The sequence below is a fragment of the Arthrobacter sp. Soil_N43 genome, from assembly GCF_057655195.1.
Window position 1 is genome coordinate 32,730 of the sequence record NZ_JBDGML010000090.1, and the last position, 23,478, is coordinate 56,207.

Sequence of the window (23,478 nt, forward strand, 5' to 3'; positions counted from 1 at the left end):
TAAATAATCTGGTTATAGCAGGGGTAGGCCACAAGAGAAGGTCGTACGGATCCTGCAAACATGTTCAATAGGAGCCGACTCTCCAAGCAGAGCGTGCTCCTTCGGCTGCCCCGCTCTAGCAGAGTGGGGCACGAATCGCTCAACTAGCCGAACTCTCCCGACTTCAGGAGGCACTCCATCATGAAGACCACCAAACGCGTCCTTCTCGCCGCCCTGGCAGCAGTCGGACTCGCGGCCGCCGCCGCAGCACCCGCCTTGGCGGGGATCCAGGCAAACCACGCTGAACCAGCCAGCTGAATGGCCACAAACAGATCCAGTCACGGTAATCCACCATGACTAGCGCCATAGTATTCCCCGTTAGAAGACAGACCATGAAAAGCATCAAACGCACAGTTCTCGCCGCCCTGGCAGCACTCGGAGTCGCAGCGTCCGTCGCAGGACCCGCTGTGTCTGGAATACCTATGAACCATGCAGAGCCACTCAGCCGCTAGTGTTTTGGGAGTCAATACAGTTAGGGCCAAGCGGTTGAACCGCCTGGCCCTTCGCGCTCTTGCGGCAGGAGATCTGGCCACCGCATCCAGAACCGCCGAGCGTTCGTTGGTACTGCTGCCGGAACAGCCCAAGAGCTTCCGTGGCTCTGCCGACCGGGCTAACACACTGATGACCCTCGCCTCCATCGCAGGCGAGGCAAGCGGTCACAACCAGTCCGCCGAGTACCTGCAGGGCGCTGTGGACCTCATGCAGCGGGGTCCCGTGTCGTCGGCAAGGGACACTTGGTTGGCTGAACTGCTTACCAGACTCGGGACGAGCCTTCGGCTGGCCGGAAGGTTCGCTGAGGCGTCGTCGGCTCTGAAGTCTGCACGTGCCCTAGACCATTGGGACAGGATGGAGCCTCTAAGACAAGCGGGAACGCTCAACGCCTTGGGCATTCTCGCCAAGGACACCGGTCGGTATAGCGATGCCGCTGACTTTTACGGCCAGGCGCAAGGGCTTCTTGAGGCCGATCCGGAAACCGATCCCCGGCAGTTGGCGGCGCTCCACCACAACATTGCTGGCCTTTTCCACGCCCAAGGCCTTTATGTTGAGGCGGAGCCAGAAATACGAGAGGCCTTGACCATCCGTGGGCGCACAGAGCCGGCGAGCTCACTCGCCGTCGCGGCGGACATGTCTGTTCTGGGTGCAGTGCTGAACGGGCAGGGCCGTCTCGACGAAGCAGAAGAAGCCCTTATGGCAGCACGTGCAATCTGGGAGGCCCGTTACGGTCCGGAGCACTATGAGGTGGCCGTGCAGCTGAACAACCTGGGGTCCGTCCTGCAAAAGCGAAGCGACTTCGACGCCGCAGCAGCCAGCTATCATCAGGCGCTGCAGATTAAGGAGCGGGTACTGGGCGGGCAACACCCGGAGATTGCCGCGCTGCTAAACAACATCGCCTCTCTCGAGTCGGATCAGGGCCGGGTGAGCGAAGCAGGTGCCCACTATGCCCATGCGCTTGCGATCTTTTATCAGACCCTCGGGCCGAACCACCCGAACTCGAGAACCTGCGCCGCCAGTTTGAGCCGCCTAGACCAACGCAGTGTCGTCAGAGCGACCATCGCAGCCGCAGCTGCACAAACTGGAACGCTATTAAGCCATACCCCTCCACTGGAAATTCTGTAGGCGCTGGCCTACACGCACCGAAGGAAACTCAAAATGACTACCATGACACGCAAGTTCTTGACGACAGCGGCAGTCCTAGGACTAACAGCCTTTTCTGTAGTACCGGCCGTGGCTTCCACGGAGCAGACGCAGGAACTAAAGCTGAGCGGTGATCCTCATGTATCTGGGACCAACTCGCTCACGTTGAAGGGCAAGAAGATAGACCGCGGCACGCTTGAACGTGTCTGTTGGACTTTCACCTTCACGGACGATCTATTGGACCCCGGCGAGGGGCTAACTATCACTCCGGGCAGCGATACAGACTCGGGGCCCGGCTTCCAGAACGGGGGCACCAAACCAACCTCGTCACGCACCCTGTGTATGGACGACCCGACCTTCCTAGGGGAAATCGCGGACGGCAACCGATCAGAGAAATTCTTTGTGAGGGCCAACCCTGGCAGCAGCAGCTTCACGGTGTCGTCAGTGACCATGACGCTGACGTACGCCTAGGCAGCGCATAGGTGCGGACTTCTGTTGGCCCCAGTTTGCGGGATCGGCGGTGGTCACGGGGCCACCGCCGATTACTTCGTTCCGAGATGGCATCTCGCTAGCTATCTTTCAGGGCTTGTCTGGCTTCCTGGAACGCCTCGTACCGGCGCGCCTCCCGTGCTTTGCGTACTTCCGGATCGGGATGGCGCAACGCCGTGCGGCCCGGGTGGTAGGTTTCCACGACCGCATACCTGCCAGCCAGCCGGGGCTCCTTCCTGGCGAAGCGTTTCCAGAGGGTCTGGGCTTCGCCACCCTGGAGCAGGACGACTTCAAGGGCAGGCATAAGGTCCACGATGCGCCGCAGCGGGGACAGACCCTCGGTGATCTGTGGACTGCTCAACCCCGAGCTCTGGTCATAGCGGAACCAGGGGTAGGCGTTCCAGGGTGTCAGGTCCCTTGGGGTGAGGTCCGCGGAGGCGAGCAGGTCGCACTGCAGGGCGGCGGAGTCGTCATCATTCTCTACGCACAGCATCCCGGAGCCGGTGTCCTTGTGGGTTTTGGGACCCGGGTCGCGCAGGATGCTAAGGATCCGCGCCTCGGTTCCGCCATGGATTGGGGCTACATACGGGGCCCACCCGCGTCCGGCCGGGGGTTCGGCTTCCCGCAGCTCGTCCACCAGCCTGTTCACCGGTTCGACGTGCGGCTGGTACTTGCCGGACAGTTGCTCTGCTTTGAACCGGGGGTCCTTCATTCTCCGCACCATGCCAACCAGCCTACGGGTGCACGACATCCAGCGCGCCGGGCTACTTGTACCAGGCCTCGAACGAGACGCTGTCCGATGACTTGTTTCGGCAGATGACGTCGGCCTGACCTTCCCGGCTTTCCCCATAGCTTGCGTAGAAGCAAAGATAGTCACTGGTTTCGAGGTTCCTCGCGCCCTGCCCTGTGCCTGTCTTTTGCACTCGGTCCAGTACGGCTATCGCCTCATCACAGCTGAGCCCGGCAAGTTTCTCGTACCGGAATCTAGCCCCGAGGCACTCTGTCTGGGGGACTTCCGTCATATCGGACGGTGCCTGGGGGACTTCTTCAGCCGTATTTGGGCCTTCAGGCGGGGTGAGCCCCTGGAGGCGAAGCAGACCGGTTTGAACTTTGTCCAACTCAGAGGAGCCGGCTGTGGCAAATTGTATGGATTGGGACAGGGCTCCCTGGTCGTTCTTTTCGAAAAACTTGGCGCACTTGTCAGCGGCAATGTGGGTGCCGGTTCTGCCGTCATCGAAGGCCTGGACAAGATCGGAACCGACGGCGGGATCCGGGTCAGGAAGAGTCATGAGGCTCTGCGGCGACCATGTGGATGCGTAGGCCTGCAACCGCGAGCAGTACAACTGCGCGCCTGCCAAATCGCCAGCCTGGGCTGCTGCTACAAATCGATCCAGCACGCTGATTGTGGAATTTATCTGGTTCCCGCCCCGATCGAACCACCAGTCGTTGGAAGCTTCGCTGGCGTTCATTGTGGGGGTAGGAGTAGGTGTGGGCGGCGTGGTGGCCGTTGAGGTCGCTATGCGCCGCGTCGGTGTGAGGGTGGGCCGGTCCTGCGCCAGCGGTGTTGTCGTCGGAGCCGCAGTCACGGGTGTCGGCAGAGTTGTTGGGGAAGCCGTTCCTGTCGGATCGGGGCGGTCCGGTAGCAGGCTGCCGATGACGGCGAGTATGACCACAGCGCCAGCAACGATGAGCCATGCTTTACGGTTGAGCCGGCGCTTAGGCTCTCGGGGCGGTCGTTGGGGCATCGGCGGCAGATGGCCGCCTTGTTTCGGACCGTTAGCCTGACCCCACTCGGAAGGACCCGGATTTTTGCCCATTTTCTCCCCCTCTGTGCCGCGCCCGGTATCGAACGCTTCCACCTCATAAGAGACCAAGCCCAGCCTACAACCGGTGTGAGCCTGGTTTGGAGAGCGAGTGTCGTCAGGTGGGGACGCTCCATTGAGCGGTAAGGCGAGTCCCGAATCATAGAGGACGGGTTCACGCTTTATGCTGATCGAGCGAACCGCGAACTGCGCGGTGGGAACCATTGGTGCGAGTCCCATTAGACGTAGGCACTTTAGATAAGGGTTGGGGAGCCGCATGTCGGACGACATCAAGTACGAATACAAATCTGTTCAGGCTGCGCGGGGTTTGGAGAACCGCTCTATTGCTAAGGCACAGCAGGAAGGCGGCTGGGAACTTTACGACCAGACCCAAGGCACGCTACGGACCACACTGAAGTTCCGGCGCGTGAAGCCCGAGACATTCCTATCGAAAGCGTGGGGCGCGTTCCGGGGACTCGAACCCGCGAGGCAACGAATTGTCGCGGCAGGTCTGGCGATTCTCCTCCTACTCGCTGCTGTCGGCATCGGAACCGCCGCAGCACTGGACAAGGGCTCCACTAATGAGGAGAACAGCGCCACCAAGCCGACCCAGGCGGTGGCCGTGAACGAGAAGCCGACCCCGTCGCCTACTCCAACCGCGTCTGAAACTGATCGGGTGACCAGTAGGGAGAACAGTGCCCCTGCTTCGGACGAGGGGGCGGCCGTCAACGAGAAACCGGCCCCAACCTCGTCTAAAGACACCGATCAGGTGATCAACGTCAAGAACAACGAAGACTTCGCGGCGCTCTTGCTGGCCACCGACTACTGTGCCCCCTCGATGGCGCAGTTCGCGGACAAGTACCAGGGCAGGAAAATTGAGTTCGACGGCTCCATCGTCAACATGAAGCATCATGAGAACTACAAGACCCGATACGACATCCTCATCGGGCCCGGCAACGCAGGACCGAAGACCACAGCGGGCCCTGCGTTCAAGTACGAAGACGTGAACATGTTCGACCTCAAATTCGCCGGAACGAGCGTCCCGTCCTATGTGGCCGAAGGCGACAACTTCCGGTTCACTGCCGAGATCGGCGAGTACAACGCCAACCAGGGCTGCCTGTTCTTCCTCACCCCGGTCTCCACCACAGTTCGGTAGAGGCGCGAGCACCCAGCTGGAGACCTCTCTGGAGGACCCGGACCGCTTCGACGCGATGACCCCTGCGGACGACCACCCGGACGAGGTACGTAACCGCGCCTCTAACTGCTCGGCCACAGCTTCTCTTCAGGCGGGGAACCGCCTCCCCAGCGGCGGTTCCGGCCTTTCTGGCACCAGTCGCACCAGTCCCTCGGCGTCGCGTGGAGGCCGCACTGCAAGGGCCGGACAGGACCCGAAGCGATAACGGCACGGATGGGTGGGGTCGGAGCCGGAACAGGGGCCGTGGTTCGAACTGGTGTCGAGGTTGGCGTCAGTACCGGGGCCGGCGCCGTTGACTTTCCGCCGGGGTTGCTAAGGATGGACCATTTCTCGGTGCGGATTTTCGAGACGAAGAACTGCCCCATCGTGCTGTCGCAGGAGGGCAGGCGAAGGCGCTGTAGAGCCGGCCGCTGGCTTTGGTGCGCCGTGGTTTGATGCCTGCCTTGCGGATGTCAGGCCGGGCAGCCTTGATCCAGCTGTCGACTGCGCGGAGCACTTCGGGGTGGTTCTCGAACCGCTTTACGCCGACCGCGGCCATGCTTCTCGCCGCTTATGTCCTAAAGTAGCAGGCATGGACGTGGCCGAGTGGGCGCCCGAGCTGGCTTATTCCCTTGCCGTTGGGCCAGGGACACCGTCCTTGCTGACCGTCGCTACGTGCTCCGGACCTGCTGCTTGCAGGGCAGTCATAGAAACGGCTAAACGAGTAGTCGGCGAAGCGGGTTGGCCCGTCTATGAGCTTGTCGCCCGCGAGGTGGCCCCTGATCCGTCCCTTCTGCGTGAGAGCGGCTTCCTGATTCTTCGGGACGTTCGCCAACCGTTGTCCCCGTCGGTGCCAGTTCTCATCGGCGCCCACCAACTGCATATCACCCGGAACCTCCCAGTCGGTCTGCTCATCGTTGGGTCTCCCGCCGGAATCAAAGCCCTGCGTAGACATCCCGGCCTAGGCTTTCTAAGCCGCGCTGAGTGGGTCGTGCAGAACTAGCTGGAACTGGCCTCCGGTTCAGCCGAGCCACCTGTCCTCGCATTATGGACCACCCGGCATCAGATCCAGGCACGGTATCCGCGTCGCCGGTGAGGCCCCGGATCCTCGTGACGACCGCCACCGGTAGCCACCATATACTCCGATCTGATGGTCAGAACCGTAACGCGGCGGATGGCCACCAGAGCGCCAGTCGTCGACAATTTGGACGCGGGGTTTTCGTGGAGATCCCTTAACGCCTCCGCCAGTAGCGATTGAATCCCGCGAAGATCTTGATCCAAACCTGCGTTCAATATCGGCTCTACTGCGGCATCGTCGCTGTACTCTATTGGAACCTGCGGGTCTGCCTGTCACGCCTTTACTGGCACTCTCCCGCTCGAATGATTTGGGGGGAAAATGCAAGAGGGTTGGTACACGCACATTCAGGACACGACGTCAGTCGCCTACTTCGACGGCACCGCCTGGGAGCCTTTGACGGACCGTTCGGCACTTCCGCAGAGTATACAGCGAACCATTACCCCATTAGATCCGGGGCACCCGGGACCGCGCGCTCCGTTCGAGACCGTAGCGGCTGCCGGGCACCGTACACCCGTTGAGACAATGACGGTTACCGGGCCTCGCAAGAACACTGCGGGACTGGGATGGCTCGTGGGCATAATCGCCGGCGTACTCATGATCTTATGGGGGATCATGCACGGATTCGTAGATGCAGGGCGCAACTGCGGCGCGCCGTTCAAGGAGAACAGCGTCGCCGAATACATGGACGCCCTCGCCCAGGACAACGGGCTCGGAAGGACCACCTTCGCCGCCGACTGTAAGGAAAGCATTGCCTCCGCGACCGTATGGGTGTGGGTCCTCATCCTTATCGGCGTCCTCGTGATCCTTAGCAGTGCCATCATTATGGCAATACTCAGGTCAGCGCATGCTTCCCGTGCCGCCATCCCTGCGGCTAATACGGCGCCGACGGTCGCCAGCCAAATCGTAGAGCTAGCCGGTCTGAGGGAAAGTGGCCTGATCACGCCCGACGAGTTCGAATGGAAGAAGCAGGACCTGCTGCGGCGTTCCATGTAGACCCAAGGTTACTTGAGGCCCCGGCTTGCGAAGCGGTGGATGGGTGACATGGGGCAGAAGAAGGACCAACGGTCAGTAACAGTTCGGAACAGAAGCAAGAGCATAAGTTTTCTGGCCCTGCCCTGCCTCCGCTGCGCGAGGAGTTCTCGTTATGGTGTCTTCCCACGTGCTCATGCACTACCGTGAGCATCATCAGTTCAACGGGGGAGGAAAGCATGACCGAGGCTAGGACTCATAAACACTGGTGCTCTGACCACAAGAGCGACTACGAGGACTCCTGCTTTACCCAGGTTGTCCTATATGACAACGGCGAAGAGGAAGCGGCTCAACCGGCAGAAGGATCACTTGCCGCTCAGTTCCAGGCATTGGGTGGCCCGAAGGACATCGCTTGGGTCAGTTTGTCGCAAGCCAGGACGTAGAGGAAGACGAACAACCTTTGATGGACCTTCAATTCTTCAAGGCTGGAGATTACGAAGCTGTGGGCAATCTCCACTTGGACATTGACGGGTTGAGGGAGCTTCATTCGAACCTCGGTGATGTGCTGAAACGGATCTCCTAGCTCCTCCTGGCCCTGACGAGATAAGCGGTTTGGATCCTCCGAGACCTGTTGTCGGTGGTGGTTTTCCCGGATCCGTTGCTGCCTAGGAACCCGAAGGTCTCCCCTGCGTGAACATCCGCTCAATCATCTTCGCGAATATAGGTGACTCCGAAAGCGCGAACCTGGCGGAACTCCTGGCGACTCGTGCCGAAGTCGAACCAGCCGCCATCTGACTTCTGGAAGATGTCGAGGCCGCGGCCGAGGTTGATGCGCCAGCCGGTGTCGGTTCGGATCCAGCGGTCGTGGCCGCCGGGATCCTTCGCCACGTTGACCTTGATGCCTTGCTGAGCGGCTCCCTGAACGATGTCGTTGAGCATGTGGAGTTGCTTCGTCTGATGCTCGGGGTCTTGGTCGAGCACTGTGAAGAGGTTGACGGTGACCTCGTCTGCCGGGTCCTTTGCCGCGGCGATGAGTGCGAGCAGCTCGACGAGATTGCGGCCTTGGTGTCCCATGCGGATGTACGGGTCGTGCAGCTCGATCTCTGTTGCGTCTCGCATGTACGGCATGAGCAGCTTCTCGTAGGAGACACCCCGCTGGTTGTCTAGGAAGTCCCGTTGTCCTCGGAACAGTTCCGCCTGAACTGAGGCGGCCGCGGGTGCGGGAACCGATGATGATGCCCCGGTGGAGACTACCGGCACGTCCGACTCGGCCAATGCCCCACCAGCCGGATGGGTCGAGTGGCGTCGATGGTAGTGCGTCGGGTATTCGTCTTCCTCAAGCGTCGTTACCGCTGACCAGTCACCGCCGAGTGACTCATAGCCGAAGTTCACTTCCGTCATGGTGGCGTCGATCCGGAGGATCTGGTCCTTGACGCGCTTGCGCCCTTCGATTGCGAAGCGCAGTACCTCTTCGACCTCTGCGGTGGTCGCCTGGTCATGCGGGTATAGCAGCTTCATCAGCCCAGAGAAGGTCTTGTGGATGCCGTCGCGATCACGTGTCGAGATGTCGGATCCGAGCGTGAAGTGCTTGTGGTAGCGGTCGGAGTAGTCGAGATTGCGCATCGACCTGAGGACCTCGGCGATGTAGTCAACGACGAACCCATATCCAGTCGAGAACATCTCGCTCCGGATCGTGTCGACTTCCCACCCGGGGATGTAGAAGTGCAGCCGGTCGAGGTACGCGGGGTCGTGGTAGCTCTCGGGCAGCTCGTCAAACAGGTCGGAGTGCTTGAGCATGTACGGCACGGTGTGCGAGGTGTTGCCGACGAAAACCATCGATGCCTCGGCGCCAAGCGTCTCCACACCGCGGGAAAACGACTTGTTCGCCATGTAGTTCTTCATGATGTCGACCAGCGCCTTATCCGTACGCTTCTTCTTGCCCGCAAACTCATCGAAAGCGACGACGTCCCAGTACCCGACGAGGCCGAGGCGACCGTTTGCGTTGTTCACGAACAGCTTCGGCACGGTCACCTCTCCACCCGAGATGAGCATGCCGTGCGGCGAGAACTCCGAGTAGATGTGCGACTTGCCGGTGCCCTTGGGGCCCAGCTCAACGAGGTTGTAGTTGCGCTCCACGAATGGGATCAGGCGCACCAACTGCAGCAGTTTGCCGCGGCGCCCGAACTTGTCAGGGTCAAATCCGATCGACTGAATCAGCAGGTCGATCCACTCATCGGTGGTGAACTTCGCGCGTGCATCGAGATACCCGTCGTAATCGAAGTTCGACATCTGAATCGGTTTGAGGGACCCAAGAATCCAGGGCGACACACGGTTGTCTTCGGTGTGGAAGTACTCGACGTCGCATAGGCACCACACGCCTCCAACAAGCAGCTTCTGGTGGGCATTGACGGTAGCGGAATCCACGATCACGCTGCTGATCCCAAGGTTCGCGAACGAGGCGTGGTAGACGTCGTCCTTTTCGTTGAGAGTGACGCTGACCTTGTCGATGATCCGGTACCGCCCGCGCTCTTTGATCTTCGACTTCACCAGCTCGGACTCGTTGCGGTGCACGTAATGCTGGGCGAGGATGTCACGCACCTTGTCGATACCCGCCTGGATAGTGGCCTCGTCGTCGGATGCCGCGTACTGGCCGAGCAGATACTCCAGCACGTATGAGGGCACGATCGCATTGCCCTTAACCGCCTTGACGAGGTCTTTCCGGACCACGGCCCCTGCGAAGTGTTCGTTAATCTTGCGATCCAACTCGCTCGGCCCGCCTCCCTCGGAGGGCTCGGCGTCATAGGCATCCGCGATGGGCGCTACCAGGGTTAGGTCGATGTTCTCGCTCAAGAGTGCTCCTAGAAGTCGAAGTCCGTTGTGAAGGAGCGCTTGAGCATGTACGGAACGCTCTTGTACTTCTTCCACTCGCCGGTTTCACCGATCGGCTCGGAGAGCCGGAACTCCACGCGCTGGTTGTTCGCCCCATCAGCGTCCTTGCTCAGCAGCAGACGGACAGTCTGGAACCGATCACGCCCCTCGGCGCTCTCGGCATCGAAGAGCAACTCGGGCTCGTTGGAAATCAGCTGATCACCGAAGTAGAGGCCTGCACGCAGCTTTCTCGCAGTGCGCTGATCGGTGACAGCGCTCTGCTGGAAGAGCTTCACCACGATCTGACCGGTCGTGATCTTGTCCGACTCCGGGTGGATGTCGACGTTCACAGGCTCGACGGTGTCGGAGCGTCCCTTGTTGATCGAGATGACCGGCACCACGATTTCCTGCAACGACGCACCCCCGTGGACGAACTGGAACCCGGCACCAGGCTTGACGATCCGGCAGATCGAGTTCGGGATTTGAACTTCCAGATCACTCGACAGCCCGAGCTGCTCGGGCAAGAAACGGCGGAACGCGTTATCTTCCTTCAACCCTCGGCCAAGAACGTAACGGCGGTTCGCGACCACGACCTTGTCGCCCTGCGGCTTCACGGTCAGATTGAACTGTGGTGCCAGCTTCGACTCCTGGTATAGGAAGCCGTGGTCTGCGGTGACGAAGATGTTCGTCGCGTTCGCGTTTGCAAGTTTCTTGACGATGTCGACAAGGTCATCGATCGCATCAGCCGCGGCCTTGAACGTCCGGTGCTCCGACGCCGCCTTGTCACCGGTTGCGTCGATGGTGTCGTGAAAGACGTACAGCACCTGGTGCGCTGCGTAGAGATCGCGCCGCTCCGCGGGCTTCATCTTCAGGAAATCGGTGGCCTGGATTGCCGTGCCGCCGACGGAGCTAAGGATCTTCGAGCGGTTCGCCGTGCCGTATGAGGGCTGACCGTCGACGAGCACAGGGTCGCCGTTCTCGGAGTGCGCGAGTGTCTTGTGTGGGAGCAGCGACGCCATCCCAAGCTGGGTGTAGCTGGGCAATACCCCGAGAACGGCCTCGATCTTGGCGTCGTACTTGTTCTCGCCGCGGATCTTGGAAGTCAGTTCGTCGGCGACCTCGTAGCGCAGCGCGTCGGAGATGACGACGACGGCCTTCTTGCGTCCACCTCGCACCTGCGGGGCGATGTAGTGCTGGTAGAAAGAACTCTGCGAGGTAATCGCGAGCGACTTCCACGTCTCGACCTGGTCGACCTGTTGTTGCCAGCTGATCCCGAGCTTGGAGAGGAAATCGGTGACGTAGGCGTTCTCCACCTGCTCGTTCAGCGCTTCCAACGGCTGCGAGAACTCCGCGGTCTGCGATGCGAGCGTGTACTGCCGGTAGAGCTGGTCGATGCGGAAGAGATCATCGCGGTAACGGCAGAAGCCATCATCGAAACTCGACACGTCGATCCGTGCAGAACGGATCGCCGGGATCAGCTCGGCCGCCGCGCCGAGCGCCGCATAAAGCGTCGCGTAGTCGTCAAACCAAATGCTGTCACGGCGACGGGTGCGGATCATGTCCGCAATGTCACTCGGCTGGATCGTCTGGGCGGCAATGCCGTCGATCAAGCGGCGGATGATCTCTCTCTCACCCGCGTCGAAAATGTCGGTGGCCACGAGTTCAGCAAGCAACGCGTCCTTAGCATGCTCGACGTAGTCCAAGTCACTTTCAGCCTGAAGCGCGAGCTTCTTTAGAGCGACCAGGCTCTGACGGTCATTCCGGAAGCTACGAAAGTCGATCTCAATGTTGCGCGCGGCGTTCGAGGTCGTGGCCGCGAACCCGCCCAGGGCTTGCTTGAACATCCATAGCACGAAACCGGCCATGGTCGGCGTCTCAGAGTGGTAACCGTAGATGTTCGCGGCCCCTGCCCAATGAAAGTCGGCAAGCCCCTGTTTGACGAGCGCCTCGTAGCCGGCGCTGTCGCCCGCAGCGTGCTGCACCAGCAGCGTACGGATCAGCTCGGAGAAGCTGTGTTCCTTCTGGTCGAGCACGGCCGCACACATCTTCGCCCGGACCTTGGCGAGATCATCGTTGGTGCTCAGCAACGGCCTAAGCTTCGCAACCAGCTTCGCGTCACCAAAAAACGTCCCGTGCTCAGCAATAAGTTCTTCGGATCCGGGCGTCATGAGGCCGAGGTCTGCCCGCATGAGCGCGCGGTGATCTGCGGTGAACACACCGTACGCGAGTTCGAGATCTAGCAGCCAGTTGTCCGGCCCTTCAGCAACAGGACCGCTGCGATAGATCAGAAACTTTGTGCTGGGCTCGTCGCGTAGCACGCGGTGTTTGATTGAGAACTCGTCGTTCTGGACACGCAGCACCGTTACACCGGGCGGCGCTTGGGCGTCGACGTCGGTGGCGTAACTGCCTTCGGGGTCGTGCCACACCACCAGGCGGTGCTGATCGAAGCGTGCCGCGAGGTGGTCTAAGATCGAAGACGCTTTCGTCACTCTGCCGCCTCCAACCCTTTGATCTTCCTCAGCGCCGGATAAAACTTGGGGTAGTTCGCTTTCACGCCGCCGTCGAGATCAATGGTGAGCTGCTGAGTTGCCAAGGGGTAGAGCACGTCGTGCTCGTAGTCACGAAGTTCCGCGAGCACCTTGCGCAACCGGTCGGCTTCCTTTTGGTCCCTGGTAGAGCCCGCGGCAGCCGCCTGCTCCGCGTTGGTGCGTGCGACCTCCAACTTGGCACGGTACTCGCGCAGGTACTCATTGAGGACCGTGGACACCGTCGAGGGGTTATAGCGGTGCACGTAAATAAGCGCGTTGAACGAACCCTTGGGGCTGGAGAACATCCAGTAGATTGGGCGCTGCTGGTACCGCTGCACGTGTTCGTCGTAGAACTTCGACTTGCCCGCCTTCGTAATGAAGTAGTCGCGCAGTGTCTTCACCCCCAGCGACTCTTCCACGAAGCGCAGGTTCTCCTCGAAATACTCCGCCCCGAACGCGGTGCGCAGGAACTGCCGGAACCGCTCGACGATGTCATCCTCAAACCAGCCGTCGTCGACGAGGGGGATTACGTTGTCGGCGTCAGGCCGGAAAGTCGGCTCCGGTACCTTCACAAGGTAATCCTGAAGGGTTGCGCCTTGGTCGGCGAGGATAAGGCCCTTCTCGTCCGGGCTGTAGCGACCGAACATGCAGCCGACTGCAAACGAAACGATGTCTCGCGCGATAGACGTTTCAGAGGCCTGCGTCTCCGGCGTCTCCAACGTACCCGCTTGCGAGTCATCGGCGACAGCGAGAAGTGCATTTTGAAATAGCGCTTCATTCTCTCGCTCGAGCTGCTTCAGTTCGGCTTGAATCCGTGCCTCGTTCTCGTGCGCGAACTTCACGCCGCGTCGAAGATCCAAGACACTCTCTTTGCCCAGCAGGATCGATTCCAGGCCAATGAACCCCCGAGACGTCTCGGATCGATCAAAGGTATATCGCGTAAGTTCAATCGCTCGTTGCGCGATCTCTTCGATTCGCGGAGCATTCAACGCGCCCAGCGGAATGGGGAGTTTTGCGAGCGTACCAACCCCGAACCCTTTGGGCGATATGAGACGTGCAAGGGTCTCGAAGGCCGCGCTGTTCATAAGGGCAAGAAGCTGGGCTGTAGTCGTCTGCCCGACGGGAAACACCATCGAATTCTTTTGATCGAAAACTGCACCCGCAGACACGAGGCGCGCCTTCAAATTGCCTGCAAGCCCGCCGTAGGAGACGCCAGGCAGGAAGTAGTAGGAAGAATTGCGCACCACCGAACTTTGATGCGCTCGGATGTGGGCGCCGTCGTCCTGCCAATCAACAACTAGATCTTCTCGTGCGAACCATCGGGTCGGCGAACTTGACTTGACGTAGGGAACCCAACGCTCCGATACGGATGCATCATCCGAGCGAATTTTGCCGAGCGAGACCTCGAACCAATAACGCAGGAACCGATTGTTGTCGCCTGTCTGTAGGCCTGTACGGACTTCCGCGACCGACGTCATGGCCGGCGCAGAAGCGAAAGTGTTATGGGCGCTTTCGGAGGCTGTATAGGGGGTGAAGACGCGGCCGGGAAAGACATCAAACCAGTCGAGTCGGTGAGTGAATCGCCGCGTAGAGTCCCGAAACTGCGCGATCTTGGCGTCTTCGGTGGCCCCTTTGGTCGCTGCGATGAACATGCACTTCGCCGAACCCGGGGCAATGTTCTGGAACAGTGTGGCCGATACCTGCACGACCTCACCCTTTATCTCAGGAAAGGCTCGGGCACCTAGATGCAGGACAATTCTTGGCGCCAACCTTTGGCGCACGACATCCCGAAAGCCAGCACACTCAAAGTTGCCTAGCCAGCTGTCCATGCTCAGCAACCCAAGGTTGCCCCTATGTCGCACTAGTGCCTGTGCGCGAAGGACAAAGGCAAGGTCGACACCCGTGAACCCAGTCGGGAAGTGCTCGACCAAGTAGTCGTACAGCACCTGGCCCATGTTTCGAGCATCCATGTAAGGGGGATTTGCTACGAGCACAGAGTAGCCAGTAGCGAGATACTCAGCCTGCGTCAACACCTGCTGGGCTCGTTCGAGAGTGTCGGTCAGGAGCAATTCCCCACCATCGTCGAGCGTCGCGAGGTGGCCCGAGAACAGAGTGGTCAAACCACGATTGGGCTGAATCAACGAACCGAGCGTGTCGGCATGCGCGAATTGGTTCCAGAACCGTTCTTCCTCGCGTCGATCGCCATTCTCGGTAGCGAGAAAGTCGATCTCGTTCTGCCCGAACGAGATCGGCTCAATCACGCAGATCTTCGGTTCGACTTGCTTGCTGAAGAACGTGCGCTGTTTTGCCCGGGCCTTCATCGTGAGCGCAAACGCAGCGAGGGACCCCGGCACGCGGGTCAATCTCCGTACCGTGGAGGTTGTAGGTGAGGATCAGGCTTGGGATGTCTGAGGGCGAGTAGCCCTCCTCCTCGTAGATGGCGTGGAGCAGGTCGAAGGCGTAGGTGAGCATGTGCCCTGAGCCGCACGCGGGGTCGATCACGGTCAGTTCTTCTGGACCAGTGATCTTCAGGAAGTCGGTCTGGTCGTCAACCGGGGCGACGTAGTAGTCCATCTGATCGACGAGGCGTGAGGCCGGCCGGTTGAGCATCCACAAACGCCCGAGGGAGTTTTCGACGAGGTAGCGGACTATCCAATGCGGAGTGAAGAGCTGAGTTGCAGCGGGGATTTCATCGGCCCCGGCCTTCTTATTCTTCTTGAATCCGGCGAAGACCTCGCCTTTCCGCTCCAAGATGTAAAACTGGTAGAGCCAACCGATCACCTCGACGTCGTCGCAGACGCCTTCAGTGAGTACCTCACGCGCCTGGGATAGGATCGCTCCGTCCGCGAGCAGCCCCGTGGGCACGAGCAGCTCCGTGTAGTCGCCTTCGCGCTCAAACATGGACGGCATCGATTTGTGCCAGTAGTGGCAGTACTCGGTCAGAAGTAGCGCATAGGCTTCGCCTTCAGCATCGGTGCTGCGGCGTGTACCGTCAAGCAGCCCAATGATCGCTTCTGCCGTGTTCTTGTTGCTCACAACGTCGGTATTGAGGTTGCCGCGCTTGGCATCCGCGAGGATCTCTGGCTGGCCATGCGCCTGGCCTCGAGCGGGCGAAACGACACCAGCGTCGGTGTAGCTGCAGGCGTCCATGAAGCGCAGCGCGATGATGCGGTTGAACCAGATGTAGGCAACCTTGTCGATCACGTGGCCGCGGCCATGTGCAGCGATCTCGGCTTCGAGCTTCTTCACCACTTCGCCGCGCTCGGTGCGGGTAACGGATGCTGGGGCGAGCACGGCGGTGGCCTGCGCGTCGACGGCTGCTAGGAGTTCGCGGCGTGCCTGCGTGGCGAAGCGCTCCAGAGGTTTTGTGTCCATATCGTTGCCGTCCTAGAGCGTGATGCGCTTGTTGTCACGGATGGTCGCGAGCAGCGTCGTGCGGAGCTGATTGAGGTAGCCGTCGACGTCGGCCTCTGTTTCGAGCACCTGACCAGCGCCGGGCAGCACCAGTTTCGTGATCGAGACGCTCTGCTTGACCGGGGCGGGCACCGGTGTCGGCTCTGAACTCGCGTCGGTTCCGGGGATCGGTGGCTCCGACACCGGGGAAACTCGTGCCGCGTCCAGCTCATCGAGAATCTGCGGGTAGATCGAGTCTGCGAACTGCGAGGCCAGATTCTTGATCGCGGGGATCTGCGTCTCGTGCTGGACTCGGTCGAGCACGCCCTGGGCCGTACGTGTCACCGCTTGCTGGGCGGCCTCGGTCGCATCACTGTATGACCGGCTGGCGGGCACCTGATCCCAACGTGCCTTGATGTCCGCCGTGGCGGCAGCGCGCTGCTTCTCAATCACGTCGCCGAGCTGGTCCTGCAAGGCCTTGACCGCAACGCCCAACTGAGTAGTTTTGCTGCCCCGGAAGATCTGCGGGTCCTCTAGAGCGAACGCAACCGCGTCAGTAGTGCTGGCAGGCAAGTAGGCGATGTTGGACTGATTCGCTTGCATAAACGCTGCGGCGGAGTCATAGATACCACGCTGAGCGCCATGCAAGAACGCCTTGATCGGGTCAATCACGCTGTCTTTCGCGTCGAGCAGGTCATCTGCGCCGGCAAAGTCGGTGACGAACCACTCCGCCCTGTTGCTGCACAGTTCGTCGAGTATCCGGATCGGCTCGTCGAGCTGGTCAATGAACGGGTACCGGGACCCGGTGCGCAGGGCTTTCAATTCAGCAAGTTTCGCCTCAAGATGCTCCTTGCCCGCCCGTGCAAGCTCCAGCGGATCCTTGGTGATCGCCCCGTCGTCGGTGAACTCGATCACGAACTTCCGGAATGCACCCACCACCTTCGAATCGAACACCCGCTGGAGGGCGATGACGATGTTCGGGTAGTTCTGCGTGTTGCGCAGCGCTGGGGTTATCTCGGTGCGCGCGAGCACCTTGCCGTTGAGCTGGATCTCGATCTTTGATCCACCGGCGAGGTAGCCCACCACGGCGGCGATCGACCACTGGTCCCAGCCGTAAGGTTTGGTCGTGTACTTCCCGAGAAGGTGCTTCATCGTCACCTGCACGTGGCGCTTACCGCTCATCTCCAGGTGCGCGAGGACATCGTCACCGGGCACTGCCAGGATGCTGGCGGTCTCCCCGAACAGGCCACCCTCAGGCGGGTTCACGAAAGTGGACAGCTGCTGCTCAGTGAAGCTCATGCCACCCAGCAGAGTGAGATTCGTGTACGTCGCAGCGATGACCTTCTGGAAGCCGTCGTTTATCCGAGTCACGGCATCAGCCGAGGTGACATCAAGGATGCCGGCGTTGTGAATCAGGGTCGAGCGGCCGACAGCGGTGCGGAGGCGTTCGACGATCTCATTCTCCCGCTCGGCGTTCTGGGTGCCCTTGATTTGCAGGATCGTCTGCTCGATCGGGGTACGGCTGGCTCCTTGGGCGCGCTTGACGTACTTCGCGGTCTTCAGCAGGAGCCGCAGGTCGGCGAGGATCCGGTCGGTCTCGGGCGGGAGCACAACGCGAAGTTCATCCAGACCGGCACTGTGGGCTTTGATCTGCTCCAGGCTGAATTCGGTCTCGGGACTGGTGAAGTGCAGGGCGAGCTCGTGCTGCTTGCTCATCGCCTGCCCGTCGAGTTTGAACCCGATCGGGAAGTTCTGGCCGTTCTTGCCGTAGACGACCTTGGTCGCCTTGATGACCGAGCCAGTGAGCAGGTCGGAGAGCTTCTTGGAGACCTCGTAATTGTCGATGTCGACGTTCTTGATCTCCTGCTCGATTTTCTGCTCTTCGTTGGTGAGGTAGTCGTAGACGTCGCCGTTGCGCTGGATGTAGGTCTGCGCTTCCAGCGCGGCAAGGGCCTCGTTGACGTCCTTGCCCAGCTGCGTGAGGTCGGTACCGAAACGGTCGTAGACCAGCACGGTGAGGTTGCGCGGCGTCGCCTTGAAGGTATCCACGTACTTGACCAGGAAGAGGGCCTTGAGGAGGCGAATCGCAAGCGGCGGCAGCGACGGGCTGCGTTCCGCGTCGTTGATCGCGCGCTGGTTCGCTGACTTCAGCGAGGCACGGATGCCTTCAAACATCTGGTCGAATGAGGCGAGCTGGCCGAGAGGCCTGTCGGCCAGCTCGCGGGCAACTTCCTGCACGACACCGAGCATTGAACGCTCACCGACCGAGCTGTTGCGCCCCTCGAAGATGTTGTGGTCGCTAATGCCCTCGATCGCGGACTGGAACAGCGGAAACTGATAGCTCACGAACGGATATGTGCCAACGAAATGAGTCTCGTCACGGTAGTTCGGATAGTGGCGGCCCTCGACGAAGTCGAAGAGGGTCTTGAAGTTCGCGCGCTCAGTCGCGTAGATCGCCGTCAAATCGGTTTTAGCAACATCCGTCTTGTCGAGCAGGCGCTTACGGATGACCTCTTCAACGTCCTGGCTGGTGAGCTTGAGCCGGTTTGTGAATCGGGCCTGAATCTTGGAAAAGTCGTTGGCCTGCGACTTCGTGCGGTCACCGCCGACCTTCTCCATGTCTTCCTGCGAGGTGACGAAGATCCACGCCCTCCCCTTGCACTTGGTGGCTAGGGATTCGGCGATGGTCTGGAGATTCAGCATCAGCTGGCTGTTCGTGCCGATGAACTGGCCGACCTCATCAACGAAAAAGTTCAGGCGGAACCCATCGGGTTGCTGGTCCAGCCAGGCTGCGATCTCGTCGGCGAAGTCCTCGATCGAGACTGAATAGCTGGTGCTGTATTGACGGATGATGCCGGGACTCTCGGTGCCGTTGACCTCGGCGAAGGCCTGATCGATGTGCCCGGCTTCGAGCGCAGCCTGCTCGCGTCCCTGGGTCCACGGAATACTAGCGATGCGCTCGAATGCGGACTTGAAATCGTTGTACTGCCCTCGGCTGTCGAGGTCGCGTTCAAAGCGGGCAATGTGGCCCTGGTTGCCGTAGTACCCGCGGGACTCGTCGAAGATCTTCACGAACACCTTGAGGAGGGCGTCATTCTGATCCTTCGAGATCAGCGTGGCCTTCTGGTCGATGTTGAACAGCAGACTCTTCGCGGCGATGCGGTCAGCCTTTTCGATCAGCGCGGGCAGGAACGCGTCGTCTGCCTTCCCGCGGAAGTACCCGGAGACCTTGGCACGCGGGTAGTCGTGGCCGTCGATGTCACCGAGCAGGTGCGCGAGCATCTTCAACAAGTGTGACTTACCGGAGCCGAAGAAGCCCGAGATCCACACGCCGTTGTTCCAGACGCGGTTGGCGTTCGTGTAGTTCGTGTAGGCCTCCAGCACGTGTTCGAGGCCCTTGGCTGCCTCGTTCGTGAGGACATACTCCTCGACCTCGGTAGCGAGGTGCGAGGTGTCATCGGCCTTGATGACTCCCTCGATGGGCCGGCTGATCGGCTTGGCGAAGATTTCGTTAATCGTGGTCATCGCTTATGCTTCCTGTTCCAAAATGTCCTTGGCCCGGTAGTAGCTGTCGCTTGCGCTGAGGTTCAGCGCCCGCAGCTGGTGACCACTGGTCTGCGTGAATTCGTACGTCCCCGGGAACCACGCCAGCATCGGACGACCTGTCACGACGCTCTGCAGGTTCTCCAACACCGTGTGGGTGCGAATGAAGGGGAACACCTCGCCGATGCCTGCGAGGAAGACCATGTCGCTCGGCTCTAGTTCGAGACGGTCACGTATCGCGGGTGCGAGGTGATCGTGCGGGTCGAGCATGCCCTGCAGCGTCTCGCGGAACTCGGCCTTGTCCATGTCCGGTTCCAGTGCCAAGAGGCGATGCCACACGCCACGTTCTCTGAGGAGCTGCACGGCAAGGTCGTAGAGGTTGATCTCCAGGACAATCAATCCGTCGTCGCTGCGGAGCTTCGTGATGATGCGGTCGCGGAGGTCGTCGACTTCACGCGCCCACGCGGGCGGGTAGTGATAGATGAAGAACGGCACCTCCTTGGAGAGGCCCTCCATCTTCAAGAACCGCGTACTGCGCAGCACCTCGTAGACGTGCTTCTCATCGGTCATGAGGCTTCGCTTGGTCGTGCTCATCGCGTCGCCTCCATAGGCAGAGTGGTGGGGAAGAATCGGATGTCGCTCGGGCGGCGTGCCGCAAGGGCTTCGTGGACTCGCTCTGAGAGCACCGCCGGAACGATGGCGCCTTCTTCGCTGCGGAGGCCCGCTTCGTGCAGCATGCGGAAGATGCTCTGCCGGAGTTTGGCGCGCGTTGAGGCCTTCAACTCGTCAAGCTCGGGGTGCCACAAGCTTTTGCCCGTCATGAACCGCTCAAAGTCCTCGGTGGAGAGCGTTGGGATCATCACGAGGAACCGTTCGCGAACGACCTCTTCCGCGAAGTCACCAATCAGCTCGTAACGACGGCATGCAGCGGCCCACATCAAGTGACAGCGTTCGGTGAGACTCGACTTTGCGAGGAGTTCAAGTTCCGAATCATCGAAGACGCCCAGCCGCTGGATCGTTTCCCGCGTCACGCGGACACTCGACGAAGTCGTACGCGCCTGCAACAGGTTCTGCTCAGTGACCGCATGACGTACCGCCACCCAATCGCGCGAGCGGAGATATTCGGCGACGATCACGTCTGCCTCGCGCACCAGGAGCCCACCGCTGGTGAATGACAGTGCATAGCGCTCATGTGAGTGGAGGCTTGCGGTCAACGGGGCCTCTTTTCGCGAGTTGGGCAGTGGATCAGGATATACGGGCTGACCGATGTTAACGTCTAGGCAGTTTGAAGGGGACAGTCAATCAGTCGGGACCGAGTCCGGATGCATCGGCGCCACCACCTCGGACCCAGTCGTCGATCTCGCTGGCTTGGAATTTCCAAAGGCGCCCGATCTTGTGCGCGGGCATGCCTTTGTCGGCGATCCAGGAATAGACAGTGTCCTTCGTGATGCCGAGATGCACAGCGATGTCGTCAGCAGAGAGCCAAGGCTCGGGCATGTCGGTCCTCTCAGTACTTTTGCGGCCTCTGGGGCCGCCCCCTGATACTACCTGAGAGCCCTCTTTTGACCCGGTTTGACCGTGCATGTCCGGTTAACGCCTATTCTCAGGGAGGCGTAAGGCTTAAGGTGTTCTCTTTCGAAACGAGATCAGAGGGTGAGCCGTGTCCCAGACGCTTAGGTGGGCGAACTGATGCTCTGCATCGGGGCGGCTTACGCTCACCCCGTTATACGCGAAGCGGCCGATGGTGGTGTGTACCTGGCGGACGCGCATGGGACCACGCTGGTCCGTGACTGGATGCATGTCAGGTGACAGGAGGCGGTACCTGTCCACGGCCGATAGAGCAGCTGCAAAGTCGCGCGCGCTCTGTCCGGTGGTGTGCCGGATAAGGTGGCGTTCCTCCAAGCGGAGGGAGTCGGCGATCTGTTTCCAGTGCCGTGCGAATAGTGTGGACGTACCGAACAGTTCGAGCATGAGCGCCCTGCCTAGGAGGCCAACAACAACACCGCGCTGCCCTTCAAGCGGAGCCGGCTGCTCTAGGTCGGCGGCGCTGTGAGCACGGATACCGCCGTCGGTTCTTTCGGCGAGGCACCCCAGCCCGGCTAGCCCTGCACGGACGTGCAGGGGAGCATGCCGGGTCCGGCGTGTGTGCTCGGTACTTGCGCCCCAGCTTCCATTCTCGACACGAGCCGCTCGGAGCTCGGCCTGCTCGCCCGGGCCGAGGACGAGACTCTCAACGATGACGCGGTGCTGGTGGTCGTCTTCGAGGAGTTCGCCCTCGACCAGCAGCGCCGCTTTTGATGTGGTATTCCGGACCCTGAGGCGATTGACTTCAGGGCCTCCCGCTACCTCGCTGACGTCCAGCGGGGCGTGAGCCCCAGTTGTCAGACCGAGGTTCCCCGGGTTGTCGGACCAGACCGGAAAGATGGTGAATGGGCCGAACTGTCGACTAATGCCAACGTGGAGCTGAGGGAAGTCCATGGAGCCTCTCGGGTCAGGTTAATTTCAACAGCGTTTGCTGAGTCACCAAGCTTCAAATCGCACCGGTGCCCCAAGGCCAACCGGGTCCCCGGTTGTTGCCTGTGGGTGATCTCATGCTAGCCAAGCGCGCAGTTCCTGCCGGAAGTGATCTACCGCTTCCTTACGCGTGTATGCACAAGGATGGCTCTAACTGCGTGCGTGACATCCTTGATACCCGAAAAGTCACTGGCTCTTAGAGGCTCAGGCGCGCGCCATTTCCGGCACCGTGTACAGCAGGACGGAGCGCGGCTCCAGCACTGAGGTTAGCCGGAAGTGTCCTGCAAATCAGGTCTCCGGATAGAAGCTAAACTTCGCCTTATCTCTTTTGACCGTATCCCTGGGGGGACTTTGAAAAGCTTGACCGTAGCTCGACCTATTGCCGTAACGGTAGCTGCTGCCCTGGTGCTTGGGTCGCTTCTGTCAGGGGCACTGTCGGCGCAAGCATTTACGCCCGCTTATGATTCAAAAATTACGGGTCGGATCGTAGGACCCGACAGTGAGCCGGCGGCAGGTATGGACGTAATCGTCTATACGGAAGCGGACAAGCCTTACGGTTCAGGCTCCCAGGACATGAGCGCGCGCACAATTACGGATGCCAATGGACGCTTCAACTTCCGTGCCGACAGCCGAACGGTCTACAAAGTGCGGCTTATGGACAGCTACGGGTGGGGCAGCCGCAAACCATTCTTCTTCGCCGACAAGTGGATTGGCGGCAAAAGTACCTTCGACGACGCTGAGGGATACGCGTCCGCGCGGGAAATTGTCTTTGATGCTCCGGGAATCACCGACCTCGGTACCGAGGTCGCCGCCCTCAGCGATCTTCCTGCCTTCACCGTCTCCTCCAAGCCGACCATCATCGGAGACCCGACCTTCGGTGAGGAACTCTTCGCAACTCCCGGTTCATGGTCTCCGACCCCTCTCTACGGCTGGCAGTACACCTGGTATCGCGGGGAAGAACAAGTCACCGGTGCCCGGACAGATCCGACATATCGGCCCGGGTTACCGGATGTCGGCCAAGGCCAGATTCATGTCGTTGTAAGTGCCGCACAATGGGGAATAGCTCGTTACACAGAGGCCAGATCAGCCGGCGTTTCAGTCCCGCCTATCACGCTTCCCGATCCGGGCATCACCATCAAAGGCCAGACCCAGGTGGGCCAGCGACTAACCGCGGTATTTGCCGTTCCCGCGGGGTGGCACGCAGAGTATCTCGAATGGATTCGATCGCCTCAGTGGTACCGCGATGGAATCAAGATCAGCGGAGCGGAGTCGATCGACTATGACATCGTGGAGGCCGATCTAGGCGCTGTTCTAAGTTTCACGGCCGGTAATCGCATCAGCCATGCCCCTGTCGAGACACCAGCAATCGCTCCGGGGTCGCTTGGCCCGGCTCCGGTCCCGACGATTACGGGTGATCTGAAGGTCGGCTCTGTTCTTACGGTCAAC

General features: G+C 60.5%; 15 protein-coding genes and 1 pseudogene. 5 read left to right on the forward strand and 11 right to left on the reverse strand.

Features of this window, described 5'->3' with window-relative positions; genetic code table 11:
- The first annotated feature begins 921 nt into the window (after positions 1–921).
- Positions 922–1,656 (forward strand): tetratricopeptide repeat protein, encoded by a 735-nt coding sequence (locus AC3A3W_RS10555; protein ID WP_487442580.1) that lies wholly within the window; start codon positions 922–924, stop codon positions 1,654–1,656.
- A 33-nt stretch (positions 1,657–1,689) separates the two neighbouring features.
- Positions 1,690–2,145 carry a hypothetical protein gene (locus AC3A3W_RS10560; protein WP_487442582.1) on the forward strand — a complete coding sequence of 152 codons (456 nt, stop codon included), beginning with the start codon at positions 1,690–1,692 and terminating at the stop codon, positions 2,143–2,145.
- 97 nt (positions 2,146–2,242) lie between these two features.
- On the opposite strand, the gene AC3A3W_RS10565 is transcribed toward AC3A3W_RS10560, so the two are convergent.
- Together AC3A3W_RS10565 and AC3A3W_RS10570 are read right to left on the reverse strand one after the other, a co-directional pair.
- Entirely contained in the window at positions 2,243–2,875 is a 633-nt protein-coding gene (locus tag AC3A3W_RS10565; protein ID WP_487442584.1) for a uracil-DNA glycosylase, read from the reverse strand.
- Positions 2,876–2,927: 52 nt separating this feature from the next.
- A complete protein-coding gene (locus tag AC3A3W_RS10570) occupies positions 2,928–4,037 on the reverse strand; it encodes a hypothetical protein (protein ID WP_487442586.1) in 1,110 nt (369 codons plus the stop codon).
- A 205-nt stretch (positions 4,038–4,242) separates the two neighbouring features.
- On the opposite strand from AC3A3W_RS10570, the gene AC3A3W_RS10575 reads away from it, so the two are divergent.
- A complete protein-coding gene (locus AC3A3W_RS10575; protein ID WP_487442588.1) occupies positions 4,243–5,121 on the forward strand; it encodes a DUF4839 domain-containing protein in 879 nt (292 codons plus the stop codon).
- Positions 5,122–6,829: 1,708 nt separating this feature from the next.
- Positions 6,830–7,210, forward strand: coding sequence for an SHOCT domain-containing protein (locus AC3A3W_RS10580; protein ID WP_487442590.1), 381 nt, complete (start codon positions 6,830–6,832; stop codon positions 7,208–7,210).
- A gap of 678 nt (positions 7,211–7,888) precedes the next feature.
- Here the strand turns inward: AC3A3W_RS10580 and brxL are convergent.
- From brxL to AC3A3W_RS10625, 9 genes are all read right to left on the reverse strand, one after another.
- Complete coding sequence (brxL, locus tag AC3A3W_RS10585) at positions 7,889–9,949, reverse strand: BREX system Lon protease-like protein BrxL (RefSeq protein WP_487442592.1); 2,061 nt, start codon at positions 9,947–9,949, stop codon at positions 7,889–7,891.
- 95 nt (positions 9,950–10,044) lie between these two features.
- On the reverse strand, positions 10,045–12,543 hold the full coding sequence (pglZ, locus tag AC3A3W_RS10590; protein WP_487442594.1) for a BREX-1 system phosphatase PglZ type A: 2,499 nt from the start codon (positions 12,541–12,543) through the stop codon (positions 10,045–10,047).
- Positions 12,540–14,936 (reverse strand): BREX-1 system adenine-specific DNA-methyltransferase PglX, encoded by a 2,397-nt coding sequence (gene pglX / locus AC3A3W_RS10595; protein WP_487442596.1) that lies wholly within the window; start codon positions 14,934–14,936, stop codon positions 12,540–12,542. The genes pglZ and pglX overlap by 4 nt, the downstream gene beginning before the upstream one ends.
- The gene (locus AC3A3W_RS10600; protein WP_487442597.1) at positions 14,836–15,957 is read right to left on the reverse strand and encodes a hypothetical protein; all 1,122 of its coding nucleotides are present in this window, start codon (positions 15,955–15,957) and stop codon (positions 14,836–14,838) included. Before AC3A3W_RS10600 ends, pglX begins: the two co-directional genes overlap by 101 nt.
- 12 nt (positions 15,958–15,969) lie before the next feature.
- A complete protein-coding gene (gene brxC / locus AC3A3W_RS10605; RefSeq protein WP_487442599.1) occupies positions 15,970–19,500 on the reverse strand; it encodes a BREX system P-loop protein BrxC in 3,531 nt (1,176 codons plus the stop codon).
- 3 nt (positions 19,501–19,503) lie between these two features.
- Positions 19,504–20,112, reverse strand: a complete 609-nt coding sequence (locus AC3A3W_RS10610; RefSeq protein ID WP_487442601.1) for a DUF1788 domain-containing protein — start codon at positions 20,110–20,112, stop codon at positions 19,504–19,506.
- Positions 20,109–20,732, reverse strand: a complete 624-nt coding sequence (locus AC3A3W_RS10615; RefSeq protein WP_487442603.1) for a DUF1819 family protein — start codon at positions 20,730–20,732, stop codon at positions 20,109–20,111. The genes AC3A3W_RS10610 and AC3A3W_RS10615 overlap by 4 nt, the downstream gene beginning before the upstream one ends.
- Before the next feature lie 88 nt (positions 20,733–20,820).
- Positions 20,821–21,015, reverse strand: coding sequence for a helix-turn-helix domain-containing protein (locus AC3A3W_RS10620; protein WP_487442605.1), 195 nt, complete (start codon positions 21,013–21,015; stop codon positions 20,821–20,823).
- A 123-nt stretch (positions 21,016–21,138) separates the two neighbouring features.
- Positions 21,139–21,996, reverse strand: a complete 858-nt coding sequence (locus AC3A3W_RS10625; protein WP_487442607.1) for an ARPP-1 family domain-containing protein — start codon at positions 21,994–21,996, stop codon at positions 21,139–21,141.
- A 552-nt stretch (positions 21,997–22,548) separates the two neighbouring features.
- Between AC3A3W_RS10625 and AC3A3W_RS10630 the strand changes: the two are divergent.
- Positions 22,549–23,478 (forward strand): annotated as a pseudogene (locus tag AC3A3W_RS10630) (hypothetical protein); the annotation flags it as partial.